The 14,978-nt window shown below is 57.3% G+C and carries 14 protein-coding genes and 1 pseudogene; all 15 read right to left on the bottom strand.

Going from position 1 to position 14,978, the window contains the following annotated elements; translation table 11 throughout:
- Positions 1-721: 721 nt before the first annotated feature.
- Positions 722-1,603, bottom strand: coding sequence for an Rpn family recombination-promoting nuclease/putative transposase (locus tag FYK55_RS25735; protein ID WP_150079508.1), 882 nt, complete (start codon positions 1,601-1,603; stop codon positions 722-724).
- Between the two features lie 133 nt (positions 1,604-1,736).
- Positions 1,737-2,696 carry a tyrosine-type recombinase/integrase gene (locus FYK55_RS25740; protein ID WP_161604751.1) on the bottom strand — a complete coding sequence of 320 codons (960 nt, stop codon included), beginning with the start codon at positions 2,694-2,696 and terminating at the stop codon, positions 1,737-1,739.
- Positions 2,697-2,971: 275 nt separating this feature from the next.
- On the bottom strand, positions 2,972-5,089 hold the full coding sequence (locus FYK55_RS25745; protein WP_150079510.1) for a hypothetical protein: 2,118 nt from the start codon (positions 5,087-5,089) through the stop codon (positions 2,972-2,974).
- Positions 5,090-5,461: 372 nt separating this feature from the next.
- Positions 5,462-6,325 (bottom strand): hypothetical protein, encoded by an 864-nt coding sequence (locus tag FYK55_RS25750; RefSeq protein ID WP_161604752.1) that lies wholly within the window; start codon positions 6,323-6,325, stop codon positions 5,462-5,464.
- Positions 6,326-6,927: 602 nt separating this feature from the next.
- Positions 6,928-7,191 (bottom strand): annotated as a pseudogene (locus FYK55_RS30165) (RHS repeat-associated core domain-containing protein); the annotation flags it as partial.
- Between the two features lie 202 nt (positions 7,192-7,393).
- Positions 7,394-7,588 (bottom strand): hypothetical protein, encoded by a 195-nt coding sequence (locus FYK55_RS25760; RefSeq protein WP_150079512.1) that lies wholly within the window; start codon positions 7,586-7,588, stop codon positions 7,394-7,396.
- An 84-nt stretch (positions 7,589-7,672) separates the two neighbouring features.
- Complete coding sequence (locus FYK55_RS25765; protein ID WP_150079513.1) at positions 7,673-7,975, bottom strand: type II toxin-antitoxin system RelE/ParE family toxin; 303 nt, start codon at positions 7,973-7,975, stop codon at positions 7,673-7,675.
- Positions 7,968-8,195 (bottom strand): addiction module protein, encoded by a 228-nt coding sequence (locus FYK55_RS25770; protein WP_150079514.1) that lies wholly within the window; start codon positions 8,193-8,195, stop codon positions 7,968-7,970. Before FYK55_RS25770 ends, FYK55_RS25765 begins: the two co-directional genes overlap by 8 nt.
- 382 nt (positions 8,196-8,577) lie before the next feature.
- On the bottom strand, positions 8,578-8,823 hold the full coding sequence (locus FYK55_RS25775; protein WP_150079515.1) for a hypothetical protein: 246 nt from the start codon (positions 8,821-8,823) through the stop codon (positions 8,578-8,580).
- Between the two features lie 89 nt (positions 8,824-8,912).
- The gene (locus FYK55_RS30170; protein WP_150079516.1) at positions 8,913-9,335 is read right to left on the bottom strand and encodes an HNH endonuclease; all 423 of its coding nucleotides are present in this window, start codon (positions 9,333-9,335) and stop codon (positions 8,913-8,915) included.
- Between the two features lie 4 nt (positions 9,336-9,339).
- Positions 9,340-9,597 (bottom strand): hypothetical protein, encoded by a 258-nt coding sequence (locus FYK55_RS25785; RefSeq protein WP_150079517.1) that lies wholly within the window; start codon positions 9,595-9,597, stop codon positions 9,340-9,342.
- Positions 9,598-9,653: 56 nt separating this feature from the next.
- Entirely contained in the window at positions 9,654-9,842 is a 189-nt protein-coding gene (locus tag FYK55_RS25790) for a hypothetical protein (RefSeq protein WP_150079518.1), read from the bottom strand.
- Positions 9,843-10,627: 785 nt separating this feature from the next.
- Positions 10,628-11,401, bottom strand: a complete 774-nt coding sequence (locus FYK55_RS25795) for an RHS repeat-associated core domain-containing protein (protein ID WP_150079519.1) — start codon at positions 11,399-11,401, stop codon at positions 10,628-10,630.
- A 16-nt stretch (positions 11,402-11,417) separates the two neighbouring features.
- Positions 11,418-13,769 carry a hypothetical protein gene (locus FYK55_RS25800; protein WP_150079520.1) on the bottom strand — a complete coding sequence of 784 codons (2,352 nt, stop codon included), beginning with the start codon at positions 13,767-13,769 and terminating at the stop codon, positions 11,418-11,420.
- A gap of 375 nt (positions 13,770-14,144) precedes the next feature.
- A complete protein-coding gene (locus FYK55_RS25805) occupies positions 14,145-14,915 on the bottom strand; it encodes an SDR family NAD(P)-dependent oxidoreductase (protein ID WP_150079521.1) in 771 nt (256 codons plus the stop codon).
- Between the last annotated feature and the right edge of the window lie 63 nt (positions 14,916-14,978).

Genomic DNA, 14,978 nt, shown 5'->3' on the forward strand with positions numbered 1-14,978 from the left:
ACACCCTCCGAGCCGATCGACGAAGGTCCCGGAATCCGGCCTTGATCGGGCTGTCTTTTTGGCGGCCCCAGAATCAATCAGCCATCCCAAACGCGGAGTTGACCCGTCATGGCAGTGAGAACTCTCGGGGAGACAACAACAGGGTTGAGATCGCGTCGCCAAGGGTGAACGCTGGTGCGATGCCGGCTGCTTAGGAGGGTTGACTTCACCGACGGGTGCCGCCCCTCCGGGGCTGCGCATCGGATTGTCAGCAAGCAACCGCTGGGCAAGCCCCAATGCCACCTGCTTTCACATCTTTCGGGTGGCATTGGGGCTTGCCCGCCGGGACTCGAATCCCACCGCCCCATCCAGTCCCGGAGGGACGACAGCCTTCCGGCACCCCTGCTTCGCCGACAGCATCTCAACCGCCCAAACAAAACGTTGGACATGTCACTGATACCCGAAGGTCTCAATCAGATCAGGATCAGAAGGTTGCCCCACGCGTCGCAATCATCACTCGCCCTGATCGTACCTGCAGAATCGGTCAGCGCGGTGATGCTGTACTGCTGGGTGCGATCGCAGCGTTCCGCCATCCTCGGTGACCGAACTGGCGAAAACTCTGGCTGCGACGGGAGATTTAAGCACGAAGCGAGCGACTGATGTAGCTACGATTCGATTCTGCGACGCTTGAGCGGTTTTCGAGTGCGACATCTTCTGCGAGCCATTTCAAGCCCAAGCGATTCTAACCCAAATCGCGTTCGCGGAGGCGACGCTGCAGATCTGCCTCCAGTGCCTGCAGCTCATCGACACTTCGAGCTTTAAGGGCGTCAGTCGGCGACGTATCCTGACCCAGCAAGCTTTCAAGTAGCTGGATACGGCCAAGGTATTGCCCTTTCTCGAGTCCCTGAGCAAGCGCAGCATCCAGACGCGACTGCTCGTCGCGCTGCAGCTTCAGCCTCGCTTCGTAGAGCTCTCGCTCCCTGGGAGTTCTCGCGATCATTTCCAACACTCCTGCCGCTTCGGAAAACGTCTCTTCGCCGAGCCGGGCGACCAACTGCTCTCGCGTCTGGTGCTCGGCGCTCTGGAGAAAATACACCCACTTCTCCACCGGATCGGTGATCGGAACATTATCGGCTGGCGCGGCGTATTTGGGCAACTCGAGAAGGTGAATTTGGAGCGAATCGCTCAGTTTCAGACCTGCATCGCGGCTCCGGAACCGGAAATCAAGATGGATGTCGGGGACCTGCGGGAACCGGATACCCTCGAGCACGCAGATCCCGATCGAATCACACAGATCGCCGTAGCGCTGCCCCTCACGCATTTGGCCGACGTACTGCGAGGCCACGTAGTAGGTCAGCCGCTCAGGAAGCTTGCCGGGAAGCGTCGTCTGGATCTCGACGTTCAACCAGCGGCCACGATCGTCTCGGGCCCGGATGTCGAGAATCGCCAGCTTGTCTTCCTCGAAATCCTTGTCCAGGAACGGATTGAGGAATTCGACCGAGCGAATCACGTGTTCGTCGGCCAGCACGGCGTTGAGAAAGTTGACCGTCAGCGAAGCGTGTTCCGGGCTTCCCAGGACACGTTTGAATGCGAAGTCAACGGTGGGATCAATTCCGATGGCCATGGGAGGATTCAATAGGGTGGGAGACGAAACGGACGGACACAGGCTAACGGATCATTCAACGGCCGTCGTGACCGTCCCTTCGGTATCGACGGACGAGAGACTTCGTGTCTCTCATCCGGGACTGCATTGCTGCTTATCGGCCACTCTCTGGCGGATGCTCACCCGATTGCCCGCCGCGGTCTTCCGGCTCCCGGTCCGCGTAGCCGGGGTGCGACTTGCGGTGCACCTCACGCAGACGCTTGATCGTCAGGTGCGTGTAGACTTGGGTCGTGTTGAGGCACTTGTGCCCAAGCATGCACTGCAAGCTTCTCAGGTCGGCATCGCCTTCGAGCATCAGTGTCGCCGCGGTGTGCCGCAGCATGTGGCAACTGCCTCGCTTGGTGATCCCGATCCCGGTCAGGTAACACCGAACCAGAGCCGTCAAATTGCTGGGGTGAAACGGGTTGCCACGCGTGGTCACGAACACCGTCTCGCTGTCATCGTGGACAAGCTGGGGGCGTGCGTCACTGAGATACTTTTCGATCCACTGCATGGCCCGTTTCCCAATCGGCACGATCCGGTCCTTGCGCCCCTTGCCCTGGCGGATGGTGACCAGCAATTGCTCCCGGTTAAAATCGTCAAGCTTCAGTGCGATCAATTCGCTGCGACGAATCGCGGTCGAATAGAAGGTTTCTAAGATCGCCCGGTCTCGCAGTCCGGCTGGAGTCTGCAGATCAACGCTGCCCAGCAGCATCTCCACTTGCTCAAGCGTCAGGTAGGCGGCCGGGAGACGTATTTCTTCTTTGGGAAGTTCGATCAGAGCGGCCGGATTGGCCTCAATCCAGCCCTGTTCGCACAGCCAGCCGAGCCAATGCCGTATCGCCGACAGATAGCTCGCTCGCGTGCTGAAGCGGATGGGCTTGCCCGTGCGCTCGTTGCGGTGATGGTACAAACTGCGTCGATACGCCTCGACCGATTCGGTGGTGATCTCGGCAATGGTTCCAATTCCACGCTGGCCGCACCAGCTGATAAAACGTCCCACAGAATGCGACCTGCGGTCGATCGTCCTTGGGGACCAGTTGTTCATCCGCAGGTGGACGAAGTAGCGACTCATTAACGTTCTTGGGCTTGGCGCAGTAGACATCACAGACAAACTCCCCGGGGCTGACTCGGCGCAGATCAACGACCCTCGCCGAATGGGAAAGAAACGGGCCCGGCCGAAGTGGCCGGGCCCAGAGGACGGCATTTCGAGCGGTGTGGCCGCTCTTTAAGCCGGCTTCACCGCGGGAAAGGAATGCTTTTGCATTGAATCAGGAGCGAATTGGTTGCTCGCAAGGCACGATCAAGCGACGAACAAGCGCGGACCAAGGTCGGGACAAGGTCGCTTGCTCAGGGGGACAAGGTTGGCACCAGGTGCATCAACGGTTCGGTCTTCAACGTCGGCCGGCGGAGTTGTTGCGGGTCCGACAGCCCCATCAAAAACGGCTCGCCCCCGCAGCCCTCGCCGTCGTAGATCAACTCGTAGACGAAACGCTGGCCGTTGCGGCCGCGATGGATCAACACATATTCCAACTCCACCAATCGCGTCAGATGCTTGCGCACCTGGGCGTCGCTCCATTGAATCGACTCGCGGAGATCACGCCGCGTAAAGCGGTGATCGCTGCGGGGAATTTCACGGCGCCGGCACTCACGACGCACGTAGCGCTGCAGATCCGCCAGCAGCGTGCGGGTTTGCGGGGCGAGTTCATCGAGACTTTGCCCCAAAACCTGGCCGGCAACTGTGTTGGCTACGGCGATATCATCCGGTTCGACGTTGATGGAGGCCCTGACTCCGTTTCCGCCGGTCAATGGTTGGGTTTCGCGTTGGTGCTGGCGGAGTAGCGCGACGGTATTGATCAGCGTGAGATACTTGAGGTGGTCGCGCCGCATCCGTGTTTTGTGACTGGGAAAGCTCAACTGGGGCGCGTAGGGATTCAAGACCTCCAGGGGACGCAACAGTCTCTGCGCGTTTTGGTGCAAACGTCGCAGCCGCGCCGCTTTCTGGCTGGCTTGAAAACACTGGGAGGTAAATGCTTCGCGCTGCCTGCTCTGAATCGCTCCGGTCTGGTTGTCCGTTTCATCAACGGTGAGAACGAAGCAGCGGTTGACCAGTTCTTCATCGACATCGATGGACGTGCTGGTCAGAAAGATCTGCACGGGTCCCTGAACGTGGTGCTGGCGGGTCACCAGATTGCCGCTCCCGTCGCGACACACACTGGCGTGGCGAAGTTCACCTTCGCTTTGCAAGAGCTTGAGCGCGTAGGCGGCTTCATTGAGCCCTTCGTCCTCTGCGACCGCCAGAATCTTGTGCCGAATCTGGGCTGTATCCAAGTAGAACAGCGAGCGGCCCGTCATGCCGCTCAGTCGCACCACGTCCTCCGGGGGCATCAGCGACAAAATGGCGTCCATCAGTGACGTTTTCCCCGCACTCGATGAAGACTGGATCAGGATCGCCAGCGGCCGGGAAAGCTTGCGGCTGGTCGCGGCCAAATAGCCGGCCAGTTTGTTGGTATTCTCTCCGACGATCCCGCACACCTCCAGATCCGAGACAATCCGCTCAAGGAGGTTTGGATCCTGAAGCAACTCCATGGCCTCCGCTCGTTCTCTCTCGGAGAGTCGAATCGGTGCCTGACAGGGTCGTTTCTGCCTCGCGATTCGCTCGGCTTGCCGCAATTCCAGTTTGAGCAGCAGCGCACCGATGTCCTTTTTGACCAATTCTTCGTCGACAAACAGTTCGTTGGCGGCAGCTTTGATGAAGGCGTTGCGGGAACGGGCTTTGACCATGTCGAGCGCGTCGAGGTAGACCAGCTCATCTCGGCTGACCATCAGGTTGATCGCCATACGGCAGGTCGATGCGTTCTTCTCCAGGCCCCGAATCCGGTAAAAGCGATCTGCACGAACAAAGGTGATCTGGTCTCCGTCGTCACTCAGCGGCTCCGTTGCAGGATCAGCAGCCGGGGTCTGATCATTGGGAAGTTTCCTGGGGGTGGCCTCCACAGAAGTTGCTCTCTCCTGAACGATCGGTTCCGGATCCTGACCGGCGGCACCGGACGCTCGCATCTCGGGCTGGTCTTGCTCTGCGGAGCCAATATGAAGCACGTCCTTTCCGCCAGCGTGCCGGTCAACCTTGAAACCGCGGATTCCATGGACGTTGCCCACTTGATCGAAAAGGGGAACGGTCACATAACCTCGCAACGCCTCGCGTCCGTTGGACTTGAACAGTCCAACCGTTTCAAGTCGTTCACGAATTTGACGGCCGACTTTCAGGCGCCGGTGCGGTATCAGCTTCCCGAGAGTCCGGTCGGAAAAACCAATGCACTGACTGACGATCTGCTCGTGGGACAGACCCAGCTCTTCGCGGATGAAGTCTTTCGCTCTGGGGTGTTCATTGAGTCGGGAGGCATAGTACTCGGCGGCCGCCTGCAGCGGTTTCTCAGCGATGTCCTGAAGGAACTTGTCGCGGTGCATGAGGGTGGCCTTGGTTGGTGGAAGCGCGTACCGGTAGCCGGGACGCTTGGATGCGTTTGAAAAACAACTCGGCCAGAGACCGGGAGAAAGCTGCGTGTCCCAGCGGGACACGCAGACGGGACCAGGCTGCGGCGGCTACCTGCCGCAAAACCGATCAAGAAGTCTCAAAGCTCGCACCCCTGATGACGCGACAGCTTAACGCTGATGTCAAGAGGTTTTTGCAAAAAAGGCAGGAATTTTCCTGCGTCGACGATCGATTCGCTAATCCGTAACAACTACGGCCTCGGAACGGAGAGCAGCAATGTATGCGGCCAGCTGCATACATTGCGAAGCGGCTTGACTATTCACGCCGGAATACTCAGAAGTACCGAATTAGAATAGGATTTTCGATTCGGGCAATTCTTTTGAAAGCACTTCAAGTCCTGACTGACTAATGCCAGTACCTGACAGAATCAACATTTGCATGGAATCGCATTCGGAAATAAGTTTCACGCTTGCATCCGTGACATCGGTGCCCGTCAAATTCAGTCTCTTTAAGTGCTTATATTTGCCCAGTAATTCTAGGTGAGCGTCAGAAATACTCGAAAACCGAACGTCTAAAAACTCAAGAGAATCGGCATCATCAATCCGAGCGAGGAAGTCTACAGGAACCTCGCATTCCAAAAGAGCTAGACTTATTAGCTCTTTCGTTCCTAGAGAATTGAGAATTTCCCCGACATTTTGAACACCATGAAGCGAAACATAGTACAGAAGTTCCATGCCCTCTAGATCAGCTAATGCACTTTGTTCCAGCTCGCAGGTTACGAGCCGCAGCTCTCTCAATGTCGGAACGAAATCGAGACGAGGGATCTGAACTACTTCTCCGTTAATCTCGCCAACCCATAAGAATTCGCACCGCGGAAATGTTGGTATAGCTGAATTCCTCGAAAGTCGTGAATAAACGCCGCTTCTGTAAAATGACAACCACCCTATTTCCCCACAAAAGCCGGGTCTGAGCTCAGCCAGAACCTTGCAGGAATCTACGCCCTTAAAATCTAGCCCGCGAAGATTATGGGGTATGCTCATGCCGTTCGACATTTGGCAATCTTCTGGATCTTTGACTTCTACCCCACAGTCGCTCAATGCTTGATACGCAACATCAGAGCTTCGTTGCTGAAGAATCCCTCTTCCCGCAAACATAGCGAGGACAAGAATCGATGCTAGAATAGCAAACCAAAACCAATGCTTGAAAAGCATAGAAAACACCAGCAGCTACAGAATAGTTCATGGATTAATATTTTGCTTTATCTGTTCCGGGCGAATATTGGTGCGTCGCGGCAACAGATTGCCGGCCGGCAACCGCGAGGATAAGCCTTAGATATCTAGTCCTGAAGACCCTCAACCCAATCATCTGGCTCGCTCTTCCAGGGTCCAGCCGGCTTGTTTCTTTGGCAAAACGCACGGCATTGCATATCAGCAAATACTTGATCACCTTGCGTTAGAGCTGCGATAGAAACCGAGAACTTGTCCGCATTCAAAATCACGATGCTAGTGTATTCGTACTGACCGCCTCTTGCCGGCAACTTCTTGACGATTGTCCTATACTTCGCGACGCGTTTATTCCAATTCACGATGCGCGGAAGCCATACTCCACAAGTATTCCTCCAGCGAACCGCTGAGCAAGCAAAGTTGTCTACTCGCTTTTCAATGCATCGACAGCGGATTTCATCGACAAAGCCGTTTCCAGCTGGGGATGGCGATGTCCCATCAGCGACAGTACCAATTGCAAGCAGTCCATCGGCTTCGAACGAAGAACTTGTTTTTCGGCCCGTAAACGTACATTTTCGCCCCGTTGGGTCAACGTCGCGCGTGCCAAAGTTGTTTCGGTAAAGATTCTGACTGTCTAAATACCCGATTGGATCACGGCTCAAGAACCGCCCGCAGATTGGATCGTACATCCGAGCCCGGTAGTGATAGAGCCCCAGCTCGTCATCCCACTCACGACCGGTGTAGGTAGATCGGTTGCCTTCCGCCGTCGCACTGCGACTACTCCCGCTGTTATCGAAGATAGATACCCCGCCGTAGGCATCGTAGGCGTATCTTTCCTTGATCGTTCCTGACAAATCGGTGAGCGCGGTGATGCTGTATTGCTGGGTGCGATAAAAGCGCTCTGCAATCCTCGGCGCCCGAACTGGCGAAAACTCTTGTTGGGAAGGATCATTCGGCCAAACGGCGGTCGGCTGATGCAGCTACGACTCGGTTTTGAAACGCTTGATCGGTTTTCAAGTGCGGCAGCTCACCAGGTTATCCCAGACCCGAGCGATCTTAATCCAAATCGCGGCCACGGAGGCGACGCTGCAGGTCAGCCTCCTGAGCCTGAAGCTCTTCGATGCTCCGAGTGTTTGGGGTTTCAGTCAACGACACGGTCTTGCCCGGCAAGTTTTCCAGCAGTTGGATACGGCCGCGGAATTGTTCTTTCTCGAGCCCATGAGCCAGACCTTGATCACGTGCTGCGTTCAAACCTGACCGCTCGTCGCCCCGCAGCTTCGTCGAGCTCTTGCTCCCTCGGAATTCTCGCATTCATTGCCGACTCATTTTCTATTGTCATCCAGTCCGGTCCCGCCAATATCCGGGACGCTGATGACCGTGGGCAACGGCGACAATCTCAAGACGATCCGACGTGCGCCGATACACAACCACGAACGGAAACCGATGCATCAAGTATCGACGAGTTCCGTAGAGATAGGTTGCCCATGTGTCCGGTGCCGACACGATGGCACCAATGGCGCTCTCCAATTCTGCTTGGAACGCTTCTCCCAAGTGAACACTTTTCTCAGCGTAGTAGTCGTGGGCTGCGATCGCTTCAAAGTTCGCCTCCTCATGAAACTCTGGCTGCAAATCAGCCATTGCGACGGCGCTTCATTTCCGCAAAGACGTCGGCAGCTGGGAACAGTTTCGCGGTCCCCGCATCGAGCGACTCAATTCGGCGATGGATTTCGGCCGCCCACTCGGCGTCCGCGTCACGATCCGACGGAGGTTCCAAACTGTTAATAAGCGAAACGGCCAGCTCCGCTCGCTGCGCCTCCGGCAGCGAAAGCGCCGCTCGGGCTAGTTGTTGAGGTTCCATAAAACTCCCTCGGTAGTGAACGCCCACATTTTACTCGAACGCATCCGCGCCGGGTGATCTCCTTTCCAGGCCTTGATCGCAGAATTTCGCGTTGAGACGCTCAATTCTAAGCGAGATAGTTCACGCCGACCATTGCTGCGGTGCTGTTTGGCAGCATCCGTGCCAAGTCTTCTCGTCGGATTGCAGCGAGTTCTGACGCTGCACTGCCGGGTGCGATCGCAGCGTTCCGCCATCCTCGGTGACCTAACTGGCGAAAACTCTGGCTGCGACGGGAGATTTAAGCACGAAGCGAGCGACTGATGTAGCTACGATTCGATCCTGCGACGCTTGAGCGGTTTTCGAGTGCGACATCTTCTGCGAGCCATTTCAAGCCCAAGTGATTCTAACCCAAATCGCGTTCGCGGAGGCGACGCTGCAGATCTGCCTCCAGTGCCTGCAGCTCTTCGACACTTCGAGCTTTGAGGGCGTCAGTCGACGACGTTTCCTGACCCAGCAAGCTTTCAAGCAACTGGACGCGGCCAATCAACCGTCCTCGATCAAGTGCAGCATCCAGACGTGACTGCTCGTCGCGCTGCAGCTTCAGCCTCGCTTCGTAGAGCTCTCGCTCCCTGGGGGTTCTCGCGATCATTTCCAGCACTCCTGCCGCTTCGGAAAACGTCTCTTCGCCGAGCCGGGCAACCAATTGTTCCCGAGTCTGGTGCTCGGCGACAGGTTCGATTAGGAGATAAGCCCCGCTTTGAGCTGCAATTTTCTCGCGAATAGCCGCCTCGAAGAATTCATGTCCAACGTGGTGACGGTCACTTCGCCAATGGCAGATCGACCCGCAATCACGCCACTGGTTCGATCGAGCGTGAAATGCAAATGCCAGCCGAGTCGAGCGGGATCGTAGTCCCGAGGATTGAATAACGGAGACTCAGCACCTCCAAACAATTGGGCCGTCACGCGTCCTGCCTTGGCGAGGTTGCAGCCTGGACAGCTCAGTGCGAGATTCGACAGCGTCGTACATCCCTGTCTGCAAATCGGAACAATGTGTTCGATGTGAAATGTGACTCCACACCCCGCTTCAACCAGCCGGCAGTACTCACACGCTCCGCCAGCACGTGCAGTCACAAAGCTCCGATAGGGACTTGTGTCGACCACAAGGTTAGTTGGTCGAACTTGGAGGCTTGACCCAAACCGTCACCGGCACCGCCGATGATGGGGCAGCTGGACTTTCATCCTCTGCGAAACTGGCGAGGCGTTTTGCATTCTCGACCATCAACTGTTCGGCTTCGGCGACCAATTGCTCCAATGCGGCCTCGTCCTCCGGAGAGATCATGCCCTCGCTCTTTTCATTTAGAAGGCGATCAAGCCGCGCTTGCTTGTCCGCCGGCATCATCTCGACTTTTGGGGGATTGCCCATCAAAATGCTCCTGCAATGAACGCAAATCGCTGAATGCAACCGCGTCTGGTCGCTCTTCAGGGATCTGAGTTTTGACACCTGATCTCGTCCGGATCCCAATCCACAATTCGCTCCGCGGTGATGTCTTCTTCGACCTCCACGAGGGCGTCGCGCAGACGTCCATCAATCAGCTCCTGCAGATTGGCAATGTCGTTAAGACGCTTGAGGTACCCAGGGCCGCCTTCGGTATCGCCGTCGAAACGCACCGGGCCGACCGGATGTTGCTCAAGAGCAGTAGGGATTTCAGTGTGAATTGCGGACTCACGACCTAAGTCTACTCCAGAACCGCACATTAGACCAGCAAACGCTTGCTCCAGTTCACTTTCTGCCGGCCGGATTCAACGTCAGTTTGCGATGCCAGCGTTCCGCCAACCTCGGTGACCGAATTGGTGCGTCTTGGGTATGGCGACGGAGTTGTTAACGGACGACGAGCGATCAATGCGACCCCGACTCGGCTTGCCAATGCTCGATCGATCCAGAGGGCCAACGGATCGATTTTAGTGGGCGATACCGTCGATGCCAGTCTATCCGAGACCGTGTTCGGGTGCTCGAAGATCCTGCGCGTTCCGGAGGCTTGGGCCATCCACAAAGGGGTTTGTTGGCGCCTTCGTCAGCTTCCAGCGATTGCAGCTCCCCGATACTTCGAGCATTGAGGCCGTCGGTCGACAACTTGTTTGGTCTAGCAAACTCTCGAGCAGCGGATCCGGCAAAGAAATGGTCCTTTCGCAAGGCCTTCGTCGCGCGCATTGGCCGACTGTTCGCCGCCCAGCAGCGCGACGCTTGACCGATTGAGAGGTGCCGAACGCTCAACTCCAGTGCATTCCCACGATGAATCGGCTACAGAAATCGATGAACTCTCAGTTCTGCGACATCAGAACGGCGATATAAAGAATAGATAGTAAAAGAAAGCTGCTATCCATATCAATCCAATTGCGACGCATGTAATTAGACTTGTTTTACGCATCTTATCGGTTCCGCCAACGGGACATGTCTAAGTTGGACACTGGCTCCAAGTTACGATCACAAATGAAATGCATGTAGCGTACGTAGATGCAGCAATGATCTGGCATTCTCTTGTACTGCCTCCCGCCGCCAAGCAAGCAATCCCCACTTGGATTGCAGCGTCTTCGCAGCGTTTGAACCGTGCTTGTCCCGATGGATCCGTGGCAGCTAGTCCGAAAAGCGACGCGTAGAGATTCCATGGGCTTCCTTCGAATCCAATTGGATCCCTTCCCAGAAAACGGCCGGGCAATGGATCGTACATCCGCGCCCGGTAGTGATAGAGGCCAACCCTGTCGTCCCACTCACGCCCCGTGTAAGTAAACCGATTCTCCTCCACCGAGCCTGACCGACTTCCACCTGATGCATCGAAGATCGACACCTCGCCGTACGCATCGTAGGCGTATCTTTCCTTGATCGTGCCTGCAGAATCGGTCAGCGCGATGATCGAATACTGCTGGGTGCGATGATAGTATCGGTGCCCACCGCTGCCTTCACGTACAACTGGCTCGTCGATATAGCTGGTATACACGTAGTTATACATTGGACTCGTTGCCGCGGTGTCAGAGGCATAATCGGCGATCGTTTGCTGGCCGCTCGGGACATAAATCGTGTCGGTTGTGCCATCGTCGCGTGCAACGCGGCGACCCAAGACGCTGCCGTCGCGTTCGCGGCGGGAAGCCACGCTCTGGCGAGCGTCGCGACTCGTTTTCAGCCGGCTGGCGCCGCTGGCCACGCAGCGATGAAAGCTTTCGGATTGGGCCAAGCCCCTGCGATGCTCGTCAGCGCGTCAGGGATTCCAGGTAGGCGGTCAATGGCACCCGGCTAAGCTGGAACCTTTCCTTCGCCTGATCGGTCGGGTCCAGCAATGCGTGGTGGCGAATCATCCGAAGCACCTCGACAAGCCGCGGATTGGTGACAGGCTTCACCAATGCTTCGAACTCGTCCGGGTCGAGCGACGCGAACGATTCGACCGTTTCTCGAATCACCTGATGGCCCATCGCGGGAAGCAAGGTATCCCAATCCTTTTGGAAGGATTCGCGGGTGAACGACATCAATGCCCGCTGAGCGAAAAGCCGTTTTGCGTCCTGGCCGATGCAGTCCAACAAGAAGGCGATCGATGCGTGCCCCAACGGTCCGACCTCAGGGTCGGTGGCCAAGTCGCTGATCACTTGACCGCTGAAATCTCCGCGTCGCAATGCGATCAAGCAACATTCTCGGATCACTCGAATCGGCCACTGTTCTTCGGTGAATACGACCGAGGCTTGTTGCAGGACCAACTTGGCTCCGTAGTCGACCAGCATCGACTGCCAATCGTCCGGCGGCGTCTCCGTCAGCGGTATCGAGAACGATTCATCCGGTCGGTCCTGAAGGAACGAGGCGATGGCTGCGTCGGGAATGGCCAACACGCCATGATCCACCAGCTTCTTCAGACTTCGCCACGTCGCCAAATCGCCGACAGGCCCCTCACCAAGAACGGCCTGTGCCTCGGCGACCATGGGATCGGCCAGAAAGTACGACACAATGGTCGACAAAGGTTTCTGCGGCGAATACGCATTGGGCTTTGCATCGGTGACCTGCCGGATTCCGGTGCTCGCCTGCTGGAACAGGCCGGGTCCGAATCGCAGCGCATCGGTCCCCGGTCCGTTCCGGATTGCTCCCGTGTTGCAATCGACGTCAAAACGAAGGTCCGGGTAACGCTGGTCAAAAACCTGGAGTTGTCCATCTTCCACGTGGCGATGCAGACGGGACTTGGTGGAAAACATCAGCCAATCATTCGGCGAAGCGGACCAGCGGTGCACCAACTTCGACTCGCCAGGATCTCGTTCGCTGGTCAGTTTGCCGGCAAACAAAAACCGAAAAACGCGGTCCGAATCCGTGGCGGCACCCAACAGTGTTGAAATCGCGACCTGGCCGTCCAACGCCGTGATGTCGATCAGCAGTTTCTCAGGATGTTCACGAGCCGAAACCAGAAGGCATCGGTCATCGATCAGCATCACGGTTCCCGAAGTCCATGCTGAGTCGACCCAACGCTGCGACTGCACCGCGATGCCATCGGCAGACATCGTCAATTGGACTTTCAGGTCCGGTCCGATGGGAACATCGAATTGCGTGTCTTCGCCGCGGCGATAACAGTCGCCCAGCCATTGGCGGGATTTCAACAGGGTCGCGCCGACCACGCCGATCGGCTGGTCGATGGTTGGTAGCCCTTCCGATTCGACCACTTCGATGGTCAACGTGCCGGACGACGAATCGTACTTCACACGCGACGGACCAAAACGCGCGGACTTCCAAAGCAGCGACGACAAATGATGGCGTGTCTCTTCCCGATACGGGTCTCCCACAGAGACCTGCAGGTAATCCAGCATTGTCTGCTCGCTGTTTCGCTTCAACCCGACGAACTCGATTGCCTGGATTCGACTGGGTGCCCCTTCGTCCAACACCTCCACCACCAAGTCCACCGTGCGATCGGTTTCATCGAACTCAGTCAACACCCTGAAGTCGGCGTCTGGAAGCCCGACTTCGGACAGTGCCGTCTGGACCTGTTTGATCAGTCGATCTCGTGAGTGATCGAGCGAATCAAACCGCACCGGATGACCTTGCTGCCAGACAGGGCGATTTGGCGAACTCGGCTCACCCTGTTCATCAATCCAGATCGTTTTGTCGGTTCCCACCGCACTGGAAAAGGTTGGGAAAGCGTCCGGGTCCGGATAGGGTCGTGTCAGGCGTTCGGTCAGTAGGCGCCGGTCCGCCTGAACGGCATTTTTGATTCGCACGGAACCGTATCGATAGCGTTCGCCTTCCTTGACAACGCATTCCCACGAGTCGCCATCTTCGTCGGGCGTCACGTCCAACACCGGAGAGCGGAATCCGGCTTCACGGTATCCGCGTCGAAGCTGTTCGGCGATTGTCGACGGGAGCTGGGCGGCGTTGTTTTGGGGATGATTCGCGATCCAGAACTCGGTGCTTCCCCGCAATGCCGTGCGCAATTGGTCGTCGGAAAACGTCCGGTTGCCGTGGAACCGCAGCCTCCCGATTTCGATCGGTTGGTTGTCTCCGGCGCAGACCAGATTCATTCCCACCGCCAGCATGACAAGCATCCATGTCAAGCGTTGCCGCATCAATCGAACCATGGTTCACCTCCGTTGTGAAGCTCTGGGCAGAGAGGGGGGCGAGGATGCCCGGCGTTGAAACGACCAGTCTATCGGTCTTGGGAACTTGGGGACAGACAAATGGCCGGGCCGTTGGCCCTCGGGGGTGAATGGACCGCGGTGTTTCCCCGGCCTGCGGCCGGGGCTGGGCAAACCATCGGGCCTGCGGCCCTTGCAATGCCCCCAGCAACACAATCGGACAAACGGCCGGGAACGCATGGCGCGGGGATAAGCAAATGGCCGGGCCGTTGGCCCTGCGGGTGAATGGACCGTGTTGTCTCCCCGGCCTGCGGCCGGGGCTGGGCAAACCATTGGGCCTGCGGCCCATGCATTCCGTACCGCACGTCACACAAAGACTTATCGGGCGATGAAGCCTCCGTCGAGTGACAAGATCGCACCGGTGCAAAAACTGGCAGCATCGCTGGCCAGAAAGGTGACGAACTTTGCGGCTTCCTCTGCAGTCGCGATGCGACCGATCGGATGCATCGATTTCAATCCCTCCAGAAAACGTGCCGGGTCGTCGGTCGTCTCGGCCGCCTGCTGCAGCATGGGCGTGTCGACCGTCCCCAGTGCGATGGCATTCACACGAATGCCCCGATCCGCATACTCGATGGCCATTTGCTTTGTCATTTGATGGACCGCACCCTTCGACGGACCGTAGACACCCTGCCCCGCGATCCCCACGTGCCCCGAGATCGATCCGGTGTTCAGGATCACTCCGCCACCCTGCTGAATCATCATCGGGATGACACTTTTCGCGGCCCAGAAAATCGATTTGACGTTGGTGTTCATCACACGGTCCCATTGTTCGGACGTGTGCTCATGAATCGGACCGACCAGACCGACGCCCGCGTTGTTGAACAAGATATCGATCCGCCCAAACCGCTCGCCGGCAACGCGAGTGAAGCTCTGCGCGGTGCTTTCCAAACCGACGTCGCCACAAACGTAGACCAGTCGGTCGCCGTACTGCGTCGACAACCGTTGCAAATCCTCCGACGGTGGATCCTTGACGTCCACGGCAATCACCGCCCGCGCATCGGAGCTGAGAAACTCCCGGGTTGTTGCCAGGCCGACACCGGATGCCGCGCCTGTGATGACTGCTACTTTTCCCTGCAACGTGATATTCATGGATGTCGACCTCTTGGGCACACCGCGCGGGGCGGTGAGGTATGTCGGGATGGGGCCGGGTAC

It is taken from the genome of Roseiconus nitratireducens (assembly GCF_008629675.1).
GTDB lineage: Bacteria > Planctomycetota > Planctomycetia > Pirellulales > Pirellulaceae > Stieleria > Stieleria nitratireducens.

Coding starts and splice junctions, on each gene's coding strand:
- FYK55_RS25750 (WP_161604752.1), bottom strand. CDS start 6,325: ATGCTTTTCAAGCATTGGTTTTGGTTTGCTATTCTAGCATCGATTCTT.
- FYK55_RS25765 (WP_150079513.1), bottom strand. CDS start 7,975: ATGGCTGATTTGCAGCCAGAGTTTCATGAGGAGGCGAACTTTGAAGCG.
- FYK55_RS25745 (WP_150079510.1), bottom strand. CDS start 5,089: ATGCACCGCGACAAGTTCCTTCAGGACATCGCTGAGAAACCGCTGCAG.
- FYK55_RS25735 (WP_150079508.1), bottom strand. CDS start 1,603: ATGGCCATCGGAATTGATCCCACCGTTGACTTCGCATTCAAACGTGTC.
- FYK55_RS25785 (WP_150079517.1), bottom strand. CDS start 9,597: ATGGGCAATCCCCCAAAAGTCGAGATGATGCCGGCGGACAAGCAAGCG.
- FYK55_RS25805 (WP_150079521.1), bottom strand. CDS start 14,915: ATGAATATCACGTTGCAGGGAAAAGTAGCAGTCATCACAGGCGCGGCA.
- FYK55_RS25740 (WP_161604751.1), bottom strand. CDS start 2,696: ATGAGTCGCTACTTCGTCCACCTGCGGATGAACAACTGGTCCCCAAGG.
- FYK55_RS25775 (WP_150079515.1), bottom strand. CDS start 8,823: ATGATCGCGAGAACCCCCAGGGAGCGAGAGCTCTACGAAGCGAGGCTG.
- FYK55_RS25800 (WP_150079520.1), bottom strand. CDS start 13,769: ATGGTTCGATTGATGCGGCAACGCTTGACATGGATGCTTGTCATGCTG.
- FYK55_RS25770 (WP_150079514.1), bottom strand. CDS start 8,195: ATGGAACCTCAACAACTAGCCCGAGCGGCGCTTTCGCTGCCGGAGGCG.